This window comes from Actinomadura sp. DC4, from assembly GCF_030406325.1.
Lineage (GTDB): Bacteria > Actinomycetota > Actinomycetes > Streptosporangiales > Streptosporangiaceae > Actinoallomurus.
On sequence record NZ_JAUEQY010000007.1, the window covers coordinates 15,249 to 34,796 of the forward strand.

Genomic DNA, 19,548 nt, shown 5'->3' on the forward strand with positions numbered 1-19,548 from the left:
CGACGCAGGGCCGAATTTGCGGTAAAGCCCCCGACTGCAGGTACACGGCCGACCTGTCCTCCGACTGGGAGGCATGGGGGCCGAACGGCGGTCATATCGCCGCCGTCGCGTTGCGCGCCGTGCAGGCGCACTCCGCGCATCCGCGACCGGCGACGATGTCGGCCCACTTCGTGTCCGCCGCACGCTTCGGTCCCGTGGACATCGACGTGACCACGCTCCGGGCGTCCCAAAGGCCGAACACGACGACCCACGGTGGGCCGGTCGGTACCGGTTCCACCCGCAGCCGACCTTCGCCGACGCCGCCCGCGCGGTGATCCTCCTCGACCTCAACACCTGGCCGGCGGCGAGCCGCACGCATGCCGGCGGCACCGGCTTCATCGCGCCGACGCTGGACCTGTCCGTACAGTTCCACCGGGCTCGGCCCGAGTCGGAGTGACTGCTCGTCGACGGCATGGCCGACTTCGCCGGGGAAGGCCTGGTCGCCGGCCAGAGCCCGGGTCTGGGACTCCGACGGCGCCTTCCAGACAGGCGGACAGGCCGCCGTGTCTCCTGCGCGCGGTCAGTGCCGGCAGGGATCGATTCCGCGCGTGCCGGGCCGGGCGATGTGACGCTCGTCGAGAAGGCGCTCCAGGACCGCCGGCCACGCCGCCATGATCCCGTCCGCGCAGGCGTCGATGAGGGTGCTGTAGGCCGCCTCGTCCTCGGGCGCCGTACCGCTGAACCACACGTGGACCGCGTATCCGTCGGCATGCGCGCGGGAGATGAACTCCGGGGTCGCGACCGGAAGGCCGTTGTACCGTACGGGGATCTGGAGGGCCTTCGTGCCGTCCATCGGGCGCGTGCCCGCGAGGAAGTAGGCCAGCAGCTCGTTCTGGCCGGGCGCCAGCGCGATGCGCGGCGCGAGCCGGTGGAAGGTGGCCAGGGCCGTGTCGTTGAACGAGGTCACGATGACGTCGGTGCGGCCGGCCCTGTTCAGGAAGGCGGCGAGCAGCCGCGCGTTGTGCTCGAACGAGGCGACGTCGGTGTCGCTGGTCCCCTTGATCTCCACGTTGATCGGCACGTGCCGGAACGTACGGAACACGTCGCGCAGCGCGGGGATGGAGAAGTCGCTCGCCTGGTAGCCCCTGGGCGGCTTGCGGTGGTGGGTGCGCACGCCGCGCAGCGGGTACGAGGCCGGCGGCAGCCCGGGCACCGCACTGCGGCCGGGCACGAAGTTGTACGCAGCGTCGAGGGCGTGCACCTGCCGGTAGGTCAGATCACGCACGAGCCCGGTGCCGTCGGTGGTCTCGTCCACCGAGGAGTTGTGCATCACCACGAGCCGGTCGTCGGAGGTCGACTCGACGTCCAGCTCCACCATGTCGGCACCGAGGGAGACGGCCCGCTTGAAGGCGTACAGCGTGTCGGCGGGCGCCTCGCTCTCACCCCCGGCGTGCGCCATGTTCAGGAACCGCCGCTGCAACCAGGGATTGCCTTCGGGCGCGTGATGACGACCTCCCGCCAAAGCCGGGACCGCCGACCCGGGACCGACGACGACCGCCAGCAGCAGGGTGACGAACAGTGCCATCACCACAGACGGACGCCTGACAGCGCGGGCCACGTGATCACGCTCGTACGACACGGCGACTCCCATCGAACACCTCGGCCGGACACCGATGACCACCACTCTGGCCCCTGAGAGAACCCCCACACCATCTCCCACCCCGGCCGGATACGGCCGCACACCGGCACTGAGGGTCAGAGACGGCCCCTGCCGATGCGCACTTCTCCGGAGATGAGAATGGGGCGCGTTCCACCTTACGGGGACGCGCGCCCCGGCCACGCGGTTACTCGCGGAGGCGTTCTCTGGCCAGGTCGGCCATGACGTCGACGGCCTCGCCGAGTTCGCGCACGACGTCGTCGGGCAGTGCCTTCAGCGTCGCGCGGATTCGCGTGGCGAAGTCGTCGCTCTCCGGGGTGTCGAAGAATTTGGCGCTGAACGCGCCGACGAGGTTCCCCAACTGTTTCGGGTCGAGGGACGTGGACGAACTCATGCGGTCCTCATATCGATCTCGGCGAGCGGAGGCGTCCGCTCTGCGGGGGGTCCGAGTTGATCATGATCCCACGGCGTTCGCGGTCGTACCGGGCTCTTGCCGCAAGCGGCGGGGACACGTCTCGCGGGCACTGGGCGGACGCGCGGATCAGGTGGCTCCGTCCGCTTCCTTCGCCTTTTCGGTCGCGGCGACCAGGTCGTCGACATACCGGTGGAACAGCCGCTCGATCTCGAAGAGGTCCCGGTCGCTCCAGTCCGCGAACACTGGGGTGTTGAGCCTGAGCCGGGCGGCGTCGATCTTGTCCGTCACGTCGCGGCCGGCGCTGCTGATCACCGCTTCCCTGACGCGCCGGTCGATCGGACTCGGGCGCCGGTCGACCAGGCCGAGGTCGGCGAGCTTGGCGACCTGACGGCTGATGGTGGTGTGGTCCCGCCCCGACTTGTCGGCGAGTTCGACCACGCCGATCGGGCCGAACCGCTGAATGCCCACGAGCAGCGGGAACAGGGTGCGGTCGAGCGTCACGCCCGCCTCGCGCAGGAGGATCTCGTCGAGCTGCGGCGCGTTCATCACCGCGATCAGGTCGACTAGCGATTCGTGCAGGCGCCGCAGGGCGACCTGACGGCGTCGGGTGGTCATGCTCGCCGCGGCCGCCTTTCTCGTGGTGGCAGGTGAAACGCGTCAACGCGAGCGTACCGGCGTCCGGGACACCGTCACCGATTCCGCCACCGCCGACTCCCAGCCTTTATATGTGCGCAGAGCACAGACTATATCCATCATGGCGCAGGTCCGACAGAAGACGGGACACTCCTTCAGCACGCTTATGCAGGCAAAATACGGCATCGTTGACACACGACGACAGCGAGCTTAATCTGTGCTCCGAGCACACAAACAAGGAGATGGTGATGACACGCCACACGGAAGTGATCATCTGTGGAGCCGGCGCCGCCGGGCTGACGCTCGCGATCGACCTCGCCCGCAGAGGGGTGGGGTTCCTGCTCGTCGAGAAGGCGTCGCAGCCGTTCGCCGGCTCTCGCGGCAAGGGCATTCAGCCCCGGAGCCAGGAGGTCTTCGAGGATCTCGGGGTGATCGACCGGATCGTCGCGTCCGGCGGCGAGTACCCGATCCAGCGCGTCCACACCGAGGACGGGCCGGTCGAGGAGGCCGTCGTCGTGACGGCGGAGCCGACGCCGGACGAGCCGTACCAGATCCCGCTCCTCGTCCCGCAGTTCCTCACCGAGCGACGGCTCCGCGAACGGCTGGCCGAGCTCGGTCACGCCCCGCACTTCGGCCATGAGGTCGTCGCCTTCGACCAGGACGCCGACGGCGTGTCCGCCCGGATCGCGGGCCCGGACGGCGAGCGCACCGTACGCGCCCGCTACCTGGTCGGCACCGACGGCGGGAGGAGCTTCGTCCGCAAGACGCTCGGCGTCGGGTTCCCCGGCGAGACCCTCGGCGTACGGGCGATCGTGGCCGACGTGCTGGTCGACGGCGTCTCACCGGACGCCTGGCACCGCTGGGGCGAGGGCACTCCGCGGCAGATGTCGATGTGCCCGCTCTACGGCACCGAGATGTTCCAGTACCAGTGCCCGATCCCGTTCGGCGTCGACGTCGACCTGTCGGCCGAGGGCCTCACCGCGCTGTTCCGCGAGCGCACCGGCCTGGACGACGTCGTGATCCGGGAGGTGTCGTGGGCGTCCGCCTTCGAGATGAACGCACGGCTGGCCGACACGTACGGGCGCGGGCGCGTGTTCCTGGCCGGGGACGCCGCGCACTGCCATCCGCCGACCGGCGGGCAGGGCCTGAACACCAGCGTCCAGGACGCCTACAACCTCGGCTGGAAGCTCGCCGCCGTGCTGGGCGGCGCTCCGGAGACGCTGCTGGCGTCGTACGAGCAGGAGCGGCGGCCGGTCGCCGAGGGGGTCCTCGGCCTGTCGACGAGGCTGCTCGAAGCGGCCCAGGAGCGCGACCACCGCCGGGGCCGGGAGGTCAGCCAGCTCGACCTCGGGTACCCCGAATCCCCCCTGACCAAGACCGACCCGCGCCGCGCAAGCGGCGTACTGGCCGGCGACCGCGCCCCCGACGCGCCCGTGGCCGGGGCGGGCGGCCTGCCCACACGGTTGTTCACCCTGTTCAAGGGCCCCCACTGGACCCTGCTCGGCTACGAGGTGTCCTCGGCCCCGGCGGCGCGCGCCGGCCTGCACATCCACACGACCGGCTTCCGCGGCGACATCGCCGACACCGGCGGCGACGTCCAGAGCGCGTACGGCCTGTCGCCCGAGCAGTGGGTCCTCGTTCGCCCTGACGGATATGTCGCGACCGTGGCCGATGACCTCGGCGTCATCGAGACCTACCTCGACTCCGTCGGTGTCCGTCCTCCCGCGGCGATCCCGCCGCGGAATGCGAGCCCTGAGATGCCCAAGCCGTCCCCCGTCACGCGGCGGGAGCACCGCCAGGTCCGCACCACCGCCGAGCGCCGCCTCTCCACCGCCCAGCGCGAGCTGCACGAACTCCAGCGGGAGGTCCAGCGCGACCTGCGCGCCCTCCGCCGCCGAGGCGAGACGGCCGCCCTCGTCGCCCGCTCCGAACTGGCCGAGGTCGGCATCAGAAGCATCACCCGGCTGGTGACGGGTCTCCGTACGAGCCGCGCGACCGGCGCCACCTCACCCACGCAGGCCGCCGAGCCTGACGAAGCGGACCCGCGCGCCTGAGGGCGCCGCGCTCCCCTGGACCTCAACCTCGTCTGGCAGGACACGGCGCGTCCGTGTGGCGGTTCGGGCAGCAGATCACCGCCAGCTCGACGTAGTTGCCCCCACGTAACCACCAGGCCCATACGACGTCGTCCCCACCGCGAAGCGCGTCTGTGGCCGTCTCGGCCATCATCGCCAGGCTGGGAGCCTGTGCCTGTAGCTCCGGATGCATCCGGGAATCGGCGATGTCCTCGTACTGCTCCTTCATCCACTCCACGGCGCCGGCCGCCTCGTCCCAGGTCCCCTGCACCGACCGCGAGGGCCTGGCCAGCCAGGCGCTGGTGAACTCCGGCGGCACCGTGGCCGTCTCGAAGCCCGCTCCTCCTGGCCGCCGGGCGTCGTCGAACGGTTGGATCGCCTCACCAGGCCCCCGGTAGGCGTAGGCGTGAAAGTGCACGATCTTCCCCCCATATCCTCGTGGGGCGGCCTCCCCCGACCTTCACTCGGGGGAGGCCGCCTTGGATCTACTCGCTGATGAGGGCGATCTCGACGCAGGCCTCACCGTCCTCTCCGACATAGCCACCGCATCGAGTCGTGGCCTTACGCCACGCCGCCTGGCTCACATTCATGGGTCATCACCTCCCTCCCTCTGCCGGTTCTGCCGCTCCGCCCGTCACGTGCTGTTGCGGACGTCGGTCCAGCAGCACGACGTGCCGGGCGGAGGAGGGAGATACGCGCCGTCCGGCCCCATGTCGCTGAAGCGGGCCAGCGCGACGTCCAGGTGCCGGAGAAGGGTCAGATCCCAGGTCGTGACACGTACGGGCTCGCTGAGGTGCTGCCAGACGGGCACCTCCTGCTCGTCCGCGATCCGTTTCCATTCCGGTGGCGGTCCAGCCGTCATGCGTACTCCTTGCTCGTCGGGTGAAGGGGGTGGGTACGGGGCCGCCGTGCTCTCCCCAGGACACGGCGGCCCCTCATCCCGCGCAGGACCGGACGGGGGGACCGGTCACTTCGCAGGGGTCTGGGCGGTCCAGCCGGGGAACAGCTCGGCGATGGCGGAGCGGCAGTCGTACAGGGCCTCGGACCACAGCCGCCAGCGGTCGGCGTTGAGCTCGGCCTCGCTACGGCCACGCAGCGTGAACCGCCCGGAGCCGGAGGTGGCGATCCACCCGCCGGTGTGCGGATCCCGCTCCAGTGAGAAGCCCGGCACGTGAGGGATCTGTTCGGGACCGCTCATCGGCGGAGTTCGTCCAGCTCGGCTTCGCTGAGCACGACGCCCGGCCTGGCGATGACGGCGTGCACCGTCTTGTCGAAGGCCCGGGTCTCCACCCAGAACGCGGCCGTGAGCGCCTCGACGATGAACAGACCACGGCCGCAGGTGTCGGTCTCGTCCGCCGTCCTCCTCACCGGCGGCACCGGATAGGGGTCACGCACGTAGAGGTGGCAGAACCGCTTGAGCACCCGCACGCCCAGCCAGATGCCGGGGACCACGTGCTCAGGCGGATCCGCGGCGACGAGGGCGTACTTCAGGGAGTTCGTCACCAACTCCGACGTCACGACCTCGGCGTCATCGACGTGGCCGGCGTCGCACCCGGCCAGCACCCTGCGGGTGAACCGCCGGGCCGCAGGTACGAGGCCAGGGGACGGTGCCATCCGAAGCCAGCAGGCACCGGTGGCGGGGCAGGTGAACACGATCCGACCAGTCGTGAGCACCGGCATCGATGGAAAACACATGGGGACTCCCCGATGGGAGGTGGGCCTGTAACGGCCCGGGGACACTGTGTGACCAACTATGGTTCTCCTAATTGGAAATCGCAACTAGGTTTTCATGATCGAGTAATTCCAGTTAGGCGATTTGCGTATTGGTGTCTCTTTCTGAGACTGCTGCCCTACGATCAGTGACCGCAGGTTCCCAAGAACCCCGAGGAGAGGACGGGAACGAGATGGCCGATGCCCGGCACAGCCCGACCGTGCGGCGGCGACGTCTCGCTCGTGAGCTCCGTCGGCTTCGTGAGACGGCGGGCTTCACGGCCGATGAGGTGACACGCTCGCTGGAATGGTCGGTCGGAAAGGTCAACAACCTGGAGAAGGCCAAGTCCGTTCAGCCTCGCGTCGCCGATATCAAGAACCTGCTCGATCTCTACGGAGTCACCGACGGGACCAGGCGTGAGGCGCTCTTGGATCTCACCAGGGAGGCGCGCAAACGCGGCTGGTGGTCTGCGTACGGCGTGCTGGACGACAACTACGTCGAGTTCGAGAGTGAGGCCAGCAGGATCTTCACCTACCAACTCGCCATCATCCCGGGCCTGCTCCAGACGCCCGCCTATGCCACCGCCATTCAGCGGGGCTACCTGATGACGGACGAGGAGAAGATCGAGCGCCTGGTCGAGCTGCGTATGGAGCGACAGAAGATACTCACCGGCGACGACCCGCCCAGGCTGTGGGCGGTCATCGACGAAAACGCCATCGTGCGCTCCTTCGGCTCAACGGAAGCCAAAGCGGAGCAGCTCCAGCGTCTGATCGACACTGAGCGAACGGACCACGTGGTGATCCAGATCTTGCCAATGGAGATAGAACCGCATCCTGGCCTGGCCGGATCATTCGTGATCCTGGACTATGAGGATGATCCGAGCCTGGTCTATCGCGAGGCGCGTCCCAGTAGCGCCTACGAGGAGGGGCAGGCGCAGATCGACGAGCGCCGGACCGTGTTCCAACACCTGAGCGCGAGTGCGCTCAGACCCAAGGAGTCGATCGCCTACCTGAAGCGGTTGGCTCGCGACCGATGATGAAGGGGTAGCAACCGTGTCCCAGCAGATCCAACCCTCCACCTGGCGCAAGAGCACCCACTCCGGCGGCGGTTCCGGCGACTGCGTTGAGGTCACCGTCTTCGACGAGGCGCAGAGCGCCTGACCTCCACCATCGCGTAGGCCCCGGGATGAATCCCGGGGCCCTCTGCCGTGTCCTCGCCGAGGAGCTCGGCGCGAGGCGGCTACTGGAGGCCGGCGCGGACGGAGGTGATGCGTTGGGTGTTGAAGCCCAGCCAGTGCATGCGGCCGACATAGCGGGCGTGTTCGATCTTCAGGCAGCGGTCCATGATGACCGTCAGCCCCGCGTCCTCCGCGATCCCCGCGCCTTCTTCGTTGATCACGCCGAACTGGCACCACAACGCGTTCGCGCCGATCTCAACGGCTTCTCGCGCGATTCCCGGCAACGCGGACGGGGCACGGAAGACGTTCACCACGTCCACCTTGTCCGGCACATCAAGCAGGCTCGGATAGCTCCGCTCCCCCAGGATCTCCGTCTCGCGGGGGTTCACCGGGATCACGCGGTAGCCGTGCCGTTTGAGGTAGTAACCGACGAAGAAGCTCGCCCGCAGTTCGTTCTTCGACAGGCCCACGACCGCGATCGTCTTCGTGCCGTGGAGCACGCCCTGGATCTTCACCGGGTCCTGGTAGTGCCCGAGATCGATCATGCCCGCTACCTCTTTCCCGCTGCCTCGGCGACGAGCTTGAAGCTCTGTTCGAGGTCCCAGATCAGGTCCTCGACGGACTCGGTGCCGACCGACAGCCGTACGGTGCCCGGCGCGACGCCGGCCGCCCGCAGCTCATCGTCGCTCAGCTGCCGGTGCGTCGTGCTGGCGGGGTGGATGATCAGGCTCTTCGCGTCGCCGACGTTCGCCAGGTGCGACCACAGTGTCACGCCGCGGATGAGGTCCTGTCCGCCCTCCCGGCCGCCGGCGCAGTCGAAGGAGAACACCGCGCCGACGCCGCGCGGCAGGTACTTCTCCACCAGCGGCCGGTAAGGGCTCGACGGCAGGCCGGGATGGGTGACGTTCGACGCCAGCGAGTGCGCCTCCAGGAACTCCGCGATCGCCAGGGCGTTCTGGACGTGCCGCTCCATCCGCAGCGACAGCGTCTCCAGGCCCTGCAGGAACAAGAACGCGTTGAGCGGCGCGAGCGTCGCGCCGAGGTCCCGCAGCGTCTCGGCGCGCAGCTTCATCAGATAGCCGTACGTCCCGAACGTCTCGTGGAACTGCAGGCCGTGGTACGCGGGCGACGGGTCCGCGATCACGGGAAAACGCCCGTTGGACCAGTTGAACGTGCCGGCCTCGACGACGACGCCGCCGATGCTCGTGCCGTGGCCGCCGATGAACTTGGTCGCCGAGTGGATCACGATGTCGGCGCCCCACTCGATCGGGCGGCACAGGTACGGCGTCGCGAACGTGTTGTCGACGATCAGCGGCAGCTCGTGCTCGTGCGCGATGGTGGCCACGGTCTCGATGTCGAGCACGTTCCCGGCGGGGTTGCCGATCGTCTCGCCGAAGAAGGCCTTGGTGTTCGGCTGGACCGCCTGCCGCCACGCGTCCGGATCATCCGGATCGACCCAGGTCAGCTCCACGCTCATCTTGCGCAGCAGGTGCTTGAGCTGGTTCACCGTGCCGCCGTACAGCGCCGAGGAGGACACGACGTGGTCGCCCGGCTGCAGCAGCGTGAACAGCGCGGCCGCCTGCGCCGCGATGCCGCTCGCGAACGCCACCGCGCCGACGCCGCCCTCGAGGTTGGCCACACGCTCCTCGAACACCGCGGTCGTCGGGTTCATGATGCGGGAGTAGGTGTTGCCGTACTCCTGCAGGTTGAAGTACGCCGCCGCCGACTCGGGGTCCTCGAACACGTAGCTGGTCGTCTGGAAGATCGGCACGGCGCGTGCGCCGGTGTTCGGGTCGGGCCGTTGCCCGGCGTGCAGCTGCCGTGTCTCGAATCCGAACGCGCGCTCTTCCTCGGCGCGCGAGAACTGGTCGGTCAACAAAACCTCTTCCTCGACGTCACCCGTCCAAGAACCGGCGGATGATGGGCGTCTGGCGCGCTTCCTCCAGGAGGAAGCAGTCATGGCCGTAGGGCGCCTCGATGACCGCGAACTCGACCGGCTTGCCGAGAGCGTGGAGTGCGTCTTCGATCTCCCCCGACGCGGACGGGGGGTACAGCCAGTCGGAACTGAATGCGATGAGCAGCGTACGCGCCGCGACGTCTTCCAGCGCCCTGGTGAGCGATCCGCCGCCGTGTTGCCGCGCGAGGTCGAAGTAGGTCAGCGCCCGTGACGTGAGGAGGTAGGTGTTGGCGTCGAAGCGTTTGACGAACGAGTCGGCCTGGTGGCGCAGGTAGCTCTCGACCTCGAACTCCGGCTCGGTGAACGTGTAGCGGATGTCGTCGGCGAACTGCAGCCGCCGGCCGAACCTGTCGTTCAGCGCCGGCGCGGACAGGTAGGTGATGTGGCCGACCATCCGCGCCACGCCCATGCCCGCCTGGGGCGTACGGCCGGTGTCGTAGTAGTCGCCGTCCTGCCAGGCGGGGTCGCGCATGATGGCGTCGCGGGCGATGGAGTTCCAGGCGACGCCCTGCGGGTGCAGGGCGTGCGTGCTGGCGATCACCACGATGGCGTCGACCTGGTCGGGGTACAGGACCGCCCACTGCAGCGCCTGCATCCCGCCGAGCGAGCCGCCGGCCACGGCCGCGAGCCGCTCGATGCCGAGGACGTCGAGGAACGCCCGTTCCGTACGGACCATGTCCGCGACGGTGATGACGGGAAAGCCGGACCCGTACGGCGAGCCGGTCTCCGGGTCGATCGACGACGGCCCGGTCGTCCCGCGGCAGCCGCCGAGGAGGTTCGTGGACACGACGAAGAAGCGGTCGGTGTCGAACGCCTTGCCGGGGCCGATCATCCCGTCCCACCAGCCGAGCCCCTTGCCGGCCGTGCCGTCGCGGTCATCGGCGCCGAACCCGTCGCGCGCGCTGTCCTTGGGCGCCGTCTTGGAGAAGCCGGCCGCGTGGGCGTCGCCGCTGAGCGCGTGGCACACCAGGATGACGTTGTCGCGCTCGGGCGAGAGGGTGCCGTAGGTCTCGTACGCGACGCGGACCTGGTGCAGTGTCCGCCCGCAGTCGAGCCGCAGCGGCTCCGGCAGGTCGAGGTACTGCGTCTCGACACTGCCGACCGAGCCGGCGGGAAGCGTCGACCCTGGCACCATGGGCGGAATCCTAACTAGTCACGGCCTGCTCAGCCACTGTATTGTCCGATATCCCGATGGGGAAGCTGGGGATCATGGTAGAGGGGACATCACGGACATGACCACGATCGACAACGGCGTCAACGTCCAGGCACTGCTCGACGCGCGCGAGGCGCTGAAGGGCGCGCCCGAGGCGGCTCAGTTCACGTGGCGCGCCTCCTCCAAGTGGGAGAACGGCGTCCACAGCACGACGAAGATCCAGAACTTCTTCGGTCTCGGGCAGGAGCAGAGCCACAAGAGCGAGGCGGAGTTCACCGCCGACCACCCCGAGGTCTTCGCGGCGGAGGACCACGGCATCACGCCGATCGAGTACCTCCTCGTCGGCCTGGCGAGCTGCCTGACGGCCGGCGTCGCGTCGGTCGCGCAGAACCGCGGCATCCAGCTGCGCTCGGTCGAGTCGACGGTCGAGGGCAACCACGACATCCGCGGCATCCTCGGCGCCGACAGCGACGTGCGCAACGGCTTCAACGACGTCAAGGTGACGTTCACGATCGACGCGGACGCCTCGGAGCAGGAGATCGCGGCGCTCGTCGCCCAGTCCCAAAAGCGCTCGGCCGTCTTCGACGCTCTCACGAACCCGACGAACGTCACCGTCGAGGTCGCCTGAGAAAGGCCGGGTCATCGAACACACCACCACCGTCGTCATCGGGGCGGGGCACGCCGGCCTCGCCGCGAGCCACTTCCTCACCGGCCGGTCGGTCGAGCACGTCGTGCTCGAGCGTGGTGAGGTGGCGAACTCCTGGCGACGCGAACGCTGGGACTCGCTGCGGCTGCTCACGCCCAACTGGCAGAGCCGCCTGCCCGGCCATCGCTACGAGGGCCCGGACCCCGACGGCTACATGACGATGGGCGAGGTGACCGCGTTCATCGAGCGCTTCGCCACCGTCGCGCGCGCTCCCGTCCGTACCGGCACGAACGTCACCTCGGTGAAACCCGACGGCGACGGGTACCTCGTGACGACGAGCCGCGGCGAGATCGGCTGCCGGGCCGTGGTCATCGCGAGCGGCGCGTGCAACCGGCCGTCGGTGCCGCCGCTCAGTGAGGCGGTGCCGGCGTCGGTCGTGCAGCTGACGCCGTTCGACTACCGCGGCCCTGACCGGCTTCCCGACGGCGGCGTGCTCGTCGTGGGAGCCTCGGCGACCGGCGTGCAGCTCGCCGCCGAGCTGCGGCGGTCGGGGCGGCCGGTGGTCCTGTCGGTCGGGGAGCACGTACGGCTGCCGCGCCTGTACCGCGGGCGCGACGTGCTGTGGTGGATGGACGCCTCCGGCGTGTGGGACGAGCGCCACGACGAGGTCGATGACCTGACGCGGGCCCGGCGGCTGCCCTCCCCGCAGCTCGTCGGGACCCCCGAGCGTACGACGCTCGACCTCAACACGCTCACCGCGATGGGCGTCGAGCTCGTGGGCCGCTGGGCGGCCGTACGCGACGGGCGTGCGCTGTTCTCCGGTGGCCTGCGCAACGTGTTCTCGCTCGCGGACCTCAAGATGCAGCGGCTGCTGGAGACGTTCGACGCGTGGGCCCGCGCTCACGGGCGCGACGCCGAGGTCGGTCCTCCCGAGCGCTTCGCGCCGACGCACGTCCCCGACAAGGCGCGGTGGCAGCTCGACCTGGGGAGCGACGAGATCCGCTCGATCGTGTGGGCGACGGGGTACCGGCCCGACTACGCGTGGCTCGACGTGCCCGTGGTCGACGAGAAGGGCCGGCTGCGGCACGACGGCGGTGTGGTCGACGGCGGGCTGTACGCGCTCGGGCTGCCCGTCCTGCGGCGGCGCAGGTCGACGTTCATCCACGGCATCGAAGACGACGCGCGCGAGGTGATCGACCACCTGGTACAGGGCCTGACCGTGCGTCGGTGACTCGCCGAGGCGGCACGATCCCGTGGGAAAGGGCCTGCACCTCGCCTGGCGCCGCGTCTGGCCCCGTCAGTGCCGGTCGAAGGCGGCCACGACCGCGGCCGCGATGGCCGAGCCGACGTCGTCGTGGACGGGGATGAGGCGGGACACCGCGGTGATGTCGAAGATCTTGCGAGTGATTCCTCCGGGAAGGATCGCGAGGTACATGCGGCGACCCATGGCGTCCGCGCGGGTGTGACCGCGCAGCACCGCGTTGACCCCCGAGGAGTCGCAGAAGCTCGTCTCGGTCATGTCGACGATCAGCGGCCGGGTGACCGGGCCGTCGGCGTTGATCAGGTTCAGTAGTCCTTCCCGTACGTGGTCGGCGTTGGCGATGTCGATCTCGTCCGGCAGTGTGACCGCGGTATAGCGGGCGGTACGCCGGACCGGCATCGTTTCGGTATTCGTCATTGAGGCCCCCTCGCGCACCGGCCGTCGCTCGGCTTCGGCTCGAATGCGCGTTGATGCGGCCGCCACTGACAGGGCGGCCTGTCCATGAGCCCGCCGGGTCAGATCCTCCGGTCGCGGGCTTTCCCCCGAGTTGGTCGTCCCCAGGCCACAACATCAATACACCGATACGCGACTTTTGCCCGATGAGCCGTGCCTGGGGCGCGGTTCATCGGGCCGTACGGCGGCGGTGATGCGGCTGTGACGGGTGGGAGACGGGTGACCTCTAGCGTCCTGCCCGTCCGCACCGTTCCGCCGTCCGTGCCCGCATCGGCCCGGCCGGCCGGTCTGACCGCGAGGAGTGGTTCATGTTCCGGCACACCGATCATCTGCAGTTCGACGCCAAGCCCGAGAAGCCTGATCCGGTGTACGCGCACAAGCTTCAGGAGCTGATCGGCGGCGCGTTCGGTGAGATGACCGTGACCATGCAGTATCTGTTCCAGGGCTGGAACTGCCGGGTGTCCGGCAAGTACAAGGACCTGATCATGGATGTGGCGACCGAGGAGATCGGTCACGTGGAGATGCTCGCGACGATGGTCGCACGGCTGCTCGAAGGCGCGCCGGCCACCGCCACCTCCAAGGCCGCGATGGCCGACCCGGTCGTCGGCGCCGTCCTCGGCGGGATGGACCCGCAGCAGGCCATCGTGTCCGGCGGCGGCGCCCTGCCGGCCGACAGCAACGGCTACCCATGGAACGGCCGCTACATCATCGCCAGCGGGAACCTCCTCGCCGACTTCCGCGCCAATGTCGCCGCCGAGGCCCAGGGCCGGTTGCAGACCGCGCGGCTCTACAACATGACCGACGACCCCGGCGTGAAGGACATGCTGAGGTTCAACCTCGCCCGCGACACACTGCACCAGAACCTGTGGCTCAAGGCGATCGAGGAGCTCCACTCCGACGGCCTGGAGCCCTCCACCGTCTGCCCCAACGCGTTGCAGGACGAGGAGTACGCCGAGCACGCCTCCACCATCTGGCACCTGTCGGACGGCACCGCCGCGGCAGAGGGCGGCTGGGCGAGCGGGCCGCAGCCCGACGGGCAGCACGAGTTCACCTACGTGATGGACCCCATGCCGCTCGGCAACGGCACCATGCCGCCCGCACCCGACCCGAAGCTCTATGACACCTACGACGGCGGCATGGGGAAGGCCAAGGGCCCGGCGCTCGGCACCGAGACGGGTCCCATCGGCAAACTCAAGGACAAGTTCACGCCCTGACGGCCCGCGCCGGGGCCGTACCCTGAGGGACGGCTCCGGCGCACGGCGTCGGGTCCTCACCGGGCCGTGTCGGCCACCCCCAGGCCGGCGATCATCTCGCTGAACCGGGCGGACGGCGTCAGGCCCAGTTCCTCCCTCAACAGCCGCCGGTACAGGCGGTACTGCCGTACGGCCTCCGCCGTGTTCCCCTCGGCCACATGCGCCTGTACGACCACGCGGTGCGCGCTCTCCCGCAGGGGCTCACACGCGACGGCCGCCAGCCCGGCCTCCAGCCCCTCGCCGAACCGGCCCTCCCGGCAGTGCCGGACGCACAGGGCCTCCAATGCGTGCAGGCGCACCTGCCGGAACCACTCCCGCGTGGCCAGCAGCCACTCCTCGCCCCACTCCGGCAGCACGTCCTCGCTCAACACTCCGGGGTCGAGGACGATCACTTCCGTCCCTCGGGACAGCCCCTCCGCCGTGGCGTGGAGCGCGTGGACGTCGACGCTGGTCCCCGGCCCCAGTTCCAGGCCGTACGCGGTCGAGCTGATCGGACCTGTCGCGTGGCCGCCGCGCAGCCGCCAGAGCGTCGACCGGAGATTCGCCGCCGCCCGGGCCTCCGGCGCGTCCGGCCAGAGCGCCTGTGCGACCGCCGTACGGCTCGTCTTCCTCATCCGCGTGGCCACGAAGGCCAGCAGCCGCTGAGCCGCCGGCGTCGTACGGACGACCCGGCCCTCACTCCGCAGCTCGAAGCCTCCGAGCAACTGGACCGCGTAGTCCGGCACCGGCCCGCCCCCTCCGTATCGACCTCGCGGGGGCCGGCCGCGCCTCGATGCCGGCGGCCGGCGTCCCCGGAGCCTCTAGCGATATGTCCACCACATCCCCAGAAGCCCCTCGTGCGACCTTTTGGGGCTGGTAATCGACTGAAAGATCTTTGCGCGCTACCCGGCCATGATCAGTTCGGCGCGCGCCCAGACACGGTGCAGTCCGACCGCCTCCAGGACCTCACCGGTGTACTGCTTGGTGAGCGTGTCGTTGTGGAGGACGCCCGGCGCGGACGGGTCGACACCCGCCGCCTCGAGGACCTGCCGGCCGTCGCCCCAGGTGCCGATCACCTTGCAGTGGCGGAAGACCTCCTGCAGCAGCACGGTGAGCTTGACGTCCTTGAGGCCACCGACGCCCCCGGCGACCAGCACCGCGTCGTACTCCACCGACCGGGTGGAGGGCAGTGTCCGCTCGATGATCTCCTTGGTACGGCCCTTGGTCAGCACACCGCCCGTGGGGGCGATGACCCGCAGCACGGCGCCCTCGTCCTCGACGGCCTTGCGCAGCTTGCCGATGCCGGCGAGGTCCGCCCCCGGGGCCGCGACGACGCCGATGACCCGGCCCGCGACCGGCCCTGGCCCGGCGGGAATCTGCGACAGGGCGGGGGACGGCTCGACGCCGGTGGCCGGCTCGCCGGCGGGGGCGGGCAGCCCGAGCCCGGCGGCGACCTCCGCGCACAGCCGCTCGTCGACCTGGGCGAGGACGCCGAGCATCCGCTCACGGATCGGCTGCTCGTAGCACTTGCTGAGCTCGAAGGTGAACGCCTCGACGATGTGGACCCTCTCAACCTCGCTCATGCTCGCCCAGAAGAGCGTCGCCTGGGAGAAGTGATCGTCGAAGGAGGCGGGGTTCGCCCGTACCTTCGGGCCCTCGACCTCACGCGGAAGGTGTACGTACGCGCCGTCGTCCTCGGTGGCGGGTTCCGGGCCGTCGTCGATGCTGTTGGGCAGGTACGGGGCCTGTCCTCGGTGGACGGCCGACTGGTGCATGCCGTCGCGGAGGTTGTCATTGACCGCGGCGTGCGGGCAGTTGATGGGCAGCTGCGCGAAGTTCGGCCCGCCCAGACGGGTCAGCTGGGTGTCGAGGTAGGAGAACAGCCGCGCCTGCATCAGCGGGTCGTCGGTGACCTCGATGCCGGGTACCAGGTTGCCGGTGTGGAAGGCGACCTGCTCGGTCTCGGCGAAGTAGTTGGTCGGGTTGCGGTCCAGGGTCAGCTTCCCGACGAGCCGCACCTCGGCCAGCTCTTCCGGCACGAGCTTGGTCGGGTCCAGCAGGTCGATGCCCTCGAAGGTCTGGTCCTCGGTGTCGGGCAGCAGCTGCAGTCCCAGCTCGAACTCCAGCGGCGTGCCGGCCTCGATGCCGTCGGCCATGTCCCGGCGGTGGAAGTCCGGGTCGGCGCCGGCGGCGATCTGGGCCTCCTCCCAGACCAGCGAGTGCACCCCCGCGACCGGCTTCCAGTGGAATTTCACGAGCGTTGTCCCGCCCCGGGCGTTGACCAGCCGGAACGTGTGGACGCCGAACCCCTCCATCGTCCGGTACGAGCGCGGTATGCCGCGGTCGGACATGGCCCACATGACGTGGTGGGTGGCCTCGGTGTGCAGGGACACGAAGTCCCAGAAGGTGTCGTGCGCGCTCTGCGCCTGCGGGATCTCGCGGTCGGGGTGCGGCTTGCCGGCGTGGATGATGTCGGGGAACTTGATGCCGTCCTGGATGAAGAACACCGGCATGTTGTTGCCGACCAGGTCGAAGTTGCCCTCGTCGGTGTAGAACTTCGTCGCGAATCCGCGGACGTCGCGGACGGTGTCTGCGGAGCCGCGAGAGCCCAGCACGGTGGAGAAACGCACGAACACCGGTGTCTCGCGGCCCTTCTGCAGGAAACCGGCCTTCGTCGCCGAAGCGGCGTTCCCGTAGGCGAGGAAGGTCCCGTGAGCGGCGGCGCCGCGCGCGTGGACGACACGCTCGGGAATGCGCTCGTGGTCGAAGTGAGTGATCTTCTCCCGCAGATGGAAATCGTCCATCAATGTAGGGCCGCGCGAGCCGGCCTTGAGGGAATGGTCGGTGTCCGGCAGCCGAACACCCTGCGCCGTGGTCAGGAAACGGCCGTCCTGCGCGCCGTTACGCGTTCTTCCCGTACGGCCGTTCGGCGACGACTGGTCGTTCTTCTGCTTCGGAGGCATGAATGGTTCTCCTATGACGGGTGGTGGACGCGAGGGTCCGCCCTACCCCCCGCCGGGCACTGGTAACACCGGAGCGCATATTCACTCCGCACGTTCACGCGGCCTCGTGACCAGCGGCGAACATCGCTGGAAAAGGGCTGAATTGCGGCACGCCGCTAATGACAATGCCGATCCGCGGGTCGGCATAGGCCGAATGGGCACATACCGATCTGCCGGGGCCGCGAACTCATGCCTCGGGCTGTCTCACGGAGTGAGGAGGACCTTGATGGCGCCGTCGAGCTTCTTCTGGAAGATCTCATAGCCGTGAGGGGCCTCGCCCAGGGGCAGGCGGTGGGTGGCCAGGTCCTCGACGCCGAGTGGGTCCGCGTCGTCGGTGACCAGCGGCAGGAGGTCGCCGATCCAGCGTTTGACGTGGGCCTGGCCCATGCGGATCTGGATGCCCTTGTCGAACATCCGCAGCATCGGCATCGGGTCGGCCGCTCCGCCGTAGACGCCGCTGATCGACAGCGTCCCGCCGCGGCGTACGATCTCGATGGCCTGGTGGAGTGCGGCGAGGCGGTCGATCCCGGCCTTCTTCATCAAGGCTCCGGCGGCGGCGTCCGGCAGCAGGCTGGTGAGGCTCTGGGCGACCTTGGCGTTGGGTGAGCCGTGCGCCTCCATGCCGACCGCGTCGATGACCGCGTCGGTGCCGCGCCCGCCGGTCAGCTCGCGTACGGCGCCGGGCACGTCGTCGCACTCCCTCGCGTCCAGGATCTCGACGTCGTGACGCCGGGCCATCTCCAGGCGCTCAGTCACTCCGTCCACCCCGATCACCCGGTGGCCGAGATGACGGGCGATGCGGGCCGACATCTGGCCGATCGGCCCGAGGCCGAGGACGGTGACGCTGCCACCTGCGGGGATGTCGGCGAACTCGACCGCCTGCCAGGCCGTGGGCAGCACGTCGGACAGGTAGACGAACCGTTCGTCCGCGGGCCCCTCGGGCACCTTGATCGGCCCGAAGTGCGCCTGCGGCACGCGGAGGAACTCCGCCTGGCCGCCGGGGACCTGACCGTACAGCTTCGTGTAGCCGAACAGGGCCGCGCCGGTCCCCTGGTCGCGGACCTGTGTGGTCTCGCACTGGGCGTACAGCTTCCTGTCGCACATGAAGCAGTGCCCGCAGGAGATGTTGAACGGGACGACGACCCGGTCCCCGGGCCGGATGCCGATGACCTCCGCGCCGACCTCCTCGACCACGCCCATGGGCTCGTGCCCGAGGATGTCGCCCTCGTCGATGAACGGGCCGAGCACCTCGTACAAGTGCAGGTCCGATCCGCAGATCGCGGTCGTCGTCACCCGGATGATGGCGTCCGTCGGTTCCTTGATGATCGGGTCGGGCACCTCGTCCATGCGTACGTCGCGCCTGCCGTGCCACGTCAGTGCCTTCATCGCCGCTCTCCGTTTCTCCCGGTCTCGCCTCAGCTCCGGGCTCGCGCTACCCGCGCGTCCGGCGAACCAACATGCGGACGGCGGACGGCGCTTCAGGCCTGTTCCAGGGCCTCGCCGACCTCGCGGAACGTCCTGCTGTTGCGTCTGGCGGCCAGCAGATGGCCCGTTCCGACGACGGCGGCCACCGGCCACTCGATCACGCCGACCACGGCGAGCAGTCCGAGGCCGCCGAAGAAGACCAGCTGGTCGCGGCGGGGAAGGGTGAGGGTGCCCAGCACCGGCACCTCCACGCGAGTGCCCCGTCCGGCCCATGGTGCGGCCGGCGCCCCGTGCTCACGCGGCGTACGTTCGATGGTCCTCGTCGTCGGCATCGCAGACTCCCCCGGAAACGCTCAGCAGCTGATACAGGAGTGTTTCCCCGGTGAGGATCTCGACTACCCGTTCGTCCGTACGCATCCGGTGGTCATCGCCCAGGCCGCGGGCACGTGCGCCACGCTGACGAGCTACATGTCCGGTTTCGGGGAGAAGGCGGCCACCCTCGCCGGGCGGATAAGGACGGCTTCTTCTCCTTCTACGCCGAGCAGGTCCTTCCCTAGCTGAAGAGCCGCGGTCAGGGGCCGGACGGGTCAGCTGGTGTCGACGGAACGCTGCTGGCCCGGGTAGCCGGGAAGCTGCGCGGGCAGGCCGACCATCTCGTCCGGGCGCATGTCGTTCAGCTGCTGCGAAGTGGGGGGCGGCGGCACGAGGCCGTTCCTCTGCGTGCCCTCGTGGGACGCCTCGTCGACGGCGGCCTCCGCGTTCACGCCCTGCGGCT

23 protein-coding genes and 1 pseudogene are annotated in these 19,548 nt (G+C 69.5%); 8 read left to right on the forward strand and 16 right to left on the reverse strand.

Annotated features, from left to right (window positions below; all coding sequences use genetic code 11):
- Positions 1-53: 53 nt before the first annotated feature.
- Positions 54-314 carry an acyl-CoA thioesterase domain-containing protein gene (locus QWU11_RS47290; RefSeq protein WP_354670844.1) on the forward strand — a complete coding sequence of 87 codons (261 nt, stop codon included), beginning with the start codon at positions 54-56 and terminating at the stop codon, positions 312-314.
- Positions 212-436: pseudogene (locus QWU11_RS47295) on the forward strand (hypothetical protein); the annotation flags it as partial. The gene QWU11_RS47290 and the pseudogene QWU11_RS47295, both read left to right, overlap by 103 nt.
- 123 nt (positions 437-559) lie before the next feature.
- Here the strand turns inward: QWU11_RS47295 and QWU11_RS13395 are convergent.
- The 3 genes from QWU11_RS13395 to QWU11_RS13405 form a co-directional block, all read right to left on the reverse strand.
- Complete coding sequence (locus tag QWU11_RS13395) at positions 560-1,564, reverse strand: glycerophosphodiester phosphodiesterase family protein (RefSeq protein ID WP_290106015.1); 1,005 nt, start codon at positions 1,562-1,564, stop codon at positions 560-562.
- 259 nt (positions 1,565-1,823) lie between these two features.
- Entirely contained in the window at positions 1,824-2,030 is a 207-nt protein-coding gene (locus QWU11_RS13400; protein WP_290106025.1) for a hypothetical protein, read from the reverse strand.
- Positions 2,031-2,177: 147 nt separating this feature from the next.
- Complete coding sequence (locus QWU11_RS13405) at positions 2,178-2,666, reverse strand: MarR family transcriptional regulator (protein ID WP_290106052.1); 489 nt, start codon at positions 2,664-2,666, stop codon at positions 2,178-2,180.
- 266 nt (positions 2,667-2,932) lie between these two features.
- Here QWU11_RS13405 and QWU11_RS13410 point away from each other — a divergent pair, with 266 nt between their 5' ends.
- On the forward strand, positions 2,933-4,738 hold the full coding sequence (locus tag QWU11_RS13410; protein WP_290106056.1) for an FAD-dependent oxidoreductase: 1,806 nt from the start codon (positions 2,933-2,935) through the stop codon (positions 4,736-4,738).
- 22 nt (positions 4,739-4,760) lie between these two features.
- Here QWU11_RS13410 and QWU11_RS13415 read toward each other — a convergent pair whose 3' ends face one another.
- From QWU11_RS13415 to QWU11_RS13430, 4 genes are all read right to left on the reverse strand, one after another.
- A complete protein-coding gene (locus QWU11_RS13415) occupies positions 4,761-5,174 on the reverse strand; it encodes a hypothetical protein (protein WP_290106101.1) in 414 nt (137 codons plus the stop codon).
- Positions 5,175-5,390: 216 nt separating this feature from the next.
- A complete protein-coding gene (locus tag QWU11_RS13420; RefSeq protein WP_290106103.1) occupies positions 5,391-5,618 on the reverse strand; it encodes a hypothetical protein in 228 nt (75 codons plus the stop codon).
- A gap of 105 nt (positions 5,619-5,723) precedes the next feature.
- A complete protein-coding gene (locus QWU11_RS13425; RefSeq protein ID WP_290106115.1) occupies positions 5,724-5,954 on the reverse strand; it encodes a hypothetical protein in 231 nt (76 codons plus the stop codon).
- A complete protein-coding gene (locus QWU11_RS13430) occupies positions 5,951-6,370 on the reverse strand; it encodes an ATP-binding protein (RefSeq protein ID WP_290106126.1) in 420 nt (139 codons plus the stop codon). Before QWU11_RS13430 ends, QWU11_RS13425 begins: the two co-directional genes overlap by 4 nt.
- A gap of 290 nt (positions 6,371-6,660) precedes the next feature.
- Here QWU11_RS13430 and QWU11_RS13435 point away from each other — a divergent pair, with 290 nt between their 5' ends.
- Both QWU11_RS13435 and QWU11_RS13440 read left to right on the forward strand, forming a co-directional pair.
- Positions 6,661-7,503 (forward strand): DUF5753 domain-containing protein, encoded by an 843-nt coding sequence (locus QWU11_RS13435; protein WP_290106225.1) that lies wholly within the window; start codon positions 6,661-6,663, stop codon positions 7,501-7,503.
- Positions 7,504-7,519: 16 nt separating this feature from the next.
- On the forward strand, positions 7,520-7,627 hold the full coding sequence (locus QWU11_RS13440) for a DUF397 domain-containing protein (RefSeq protein ID WP_290106234.1): 108 nt from the start codon (positions 7,520-7,522) through the stop codon (positions 7,625-7,627).
- Between the two features lie 79 nt (positions 7,628-7,706).
- Here QWU11_RS13440 and QWU11_RS13445 read toward each other — a convergent pair whose 3' ends face one another.
- The 3 genes from QWU11_RS13445 to QWU11_RS13455 are packed head-to-tail and all read right to left on the reverse strand — an operon-like array spanning position 7,707 to position 10,736.
- Positions 7,707-8,189, reverse strand: coding sequence for a CoA-binding protein (locus QWU11_RS13445; RefSeq protein WP_290106244.1), 483 nt, complete (start codon positions 8,187-8,189; stop codon positions 7,707-7,709).
- A gap of 5 nt (positions 8,190-8,194) precedes the next feature.
- Positions 8,195-9,520, reverse strand: a complete 1,326-nt coding sequence (locus QWU11_RS13450) for an O-acetylhomoserine aminocarboxypropyltransferase/cysteine synthase family protein (protein ID WP_290106270.1) — start codon at positions 9,518-9,520, stop codon at positions 8,195-8,197.
- A gap of 19 nt (positions 9,521-9,539) precedes the next feature.
- Positions 9,540-10,736 carry a homoserine O-acetyltransferase gene (locus tag QWU11_RS13455; RefSeq protein WP_290106326.1) on the reverse strand — a complete coding sequence of 399 codons (1,197 nt, stop codon included), beginning with the start codon at positions 10,734-10,736 and terminating at the stop codon, positions 9,540-9,542.
- Between the two features lie 97 nt (positions 10,737-10,833).
- Between QWU11_RS13455 and QWU11_RS13460 the strand changes: the two genes are divergently transcribed.
- Together QWU11_RS13460 and QWU11_RS13465 are read left to right on the forward strand one after the other, a co-directional pair.
- Positions 10,834-11,382 carry an OsmC family protein gene (locus QWU11_RS13460; RefSeq protein WP_290106378.1) on the forward strand — a complete coding sequence of 183 codons (549 nt, stop codon included), beginning with the start codon at positions 10,834-10,836 and terminating at the stop codon, positions 11,380-11,382.
- 37 nt (positions 11,383-11,419) lie between these two features.
- Positions 11,420-12,631, forward strand: a complete 1,212-nt coding sequence (locus QWU11_RS13465) for an NAD(P)-binding domain-containing protein (RefSeq protein WP_290108697.1) — start codon at positions 11,420-11,422, stop codon at positions 12,629-12,631.
- A gap of 66 nt (positions 12,632-12,697) precedes the next feature.
- Here QWU11_RS13465 and QWU11_RS13470 read toward each other — a convergent pair whose 3' ends face one another.
- Entirely contained in the window at positions 12,698-13,078 is a 381-nt protein-coding gene (locus QWU11_RS13470; RefSeq protein ID WP_290106384.1) for an STAS domain-containing protein, read from the reverse strand.
- Between the two features lie 344 nt (positions 13,079-13,422).
- Here QWU11_RS13470 and QWU11_RS13475 point away from each other — a divergent pair, with 344 nt between their 5' ends.
- Complete coding sequence (locus QWU11_RS13475; protein WP_290106386.1) at positions 13,423-14,328, forward strand: manganese catalase family protein; 906 nt, start codon at positions 13,423-13,425, stop codon at positions 14,326-14,328.
- A gap of 56 nt (positions 14,329-14,384) precedes the next feature.
- On the opposite strand, the gene QWU11_RS13480 is transcribed toward QWU11_RS13475, so the two are convergent.
- The 5 genes from QWU11_RS13480 to QWU11_RS13500 all read right to left on the reverse strand — a co-directional run bounded on the left by QWU11_RS13480 (position 14,385) and on the right by QWU11_RS13500 (position 19,537).
- Positions 14,385-15,092: a BTAD domain-containing putative transcriptional regulator gene (locus QWU11_RS13480; RefSeq protein ID WP_290106400.1), complete on the reverse strand. Its 708-nt coding sequence runs from the start codon at positions 15,090-15,092 to the stop codon at positions 14,385-14,387.
- Positions 15,093-15,248: 156 nt separating this feature from the next.
- Complete coding sequence (locus tag QWU11_RS13485; protein WP_290106406.1) at positions 15,249-17,309, reverse strand: catalase; 2,061 nt, start codon at positions 17,307-17,309, stop codon at positions 15,249-15,251.
- A 243-nt stretch (positions 17,310-17,552) separates the two neighbouring features.
- Positions 17,553-18,734, reverse strand: coding sequence for a zinc-dependent alcohol dehydrogenase (locus QWU11_RS13490; RefSeq protein WP_290106449.1), 1,182 nt, complete (start codon positions 18,732-18,734; stop codon positions 17,553-17,555).
- A gap of 92 nt (positions 18,735-18,826) precedes the next feature.
- Positions 18,827-19,105 (reverse strand): hypothetical protein, encoded by a 279-nt coding sequence (locus QWU11_RS13495; protein ID WP_290106458.1) that lies wholly within the window; start codon positions 19,103-19,105, stop codon positions 18,827-18,829.
- Positions 19,106-19,360: 255 nt separating this feature from the next.
- Positions 19,361-19,537, reverse strand: a complete 177-nt coding sequence (locus QWU11_RS13500) for a hypothetical protein (RefSeq protein ID WP_290106460.1) — start codon at positions 19,535-19,537, stop codon at positions 19,361-19,363.
- Positions 19,538-19,548: the final 11 nt, after the last annotated feature.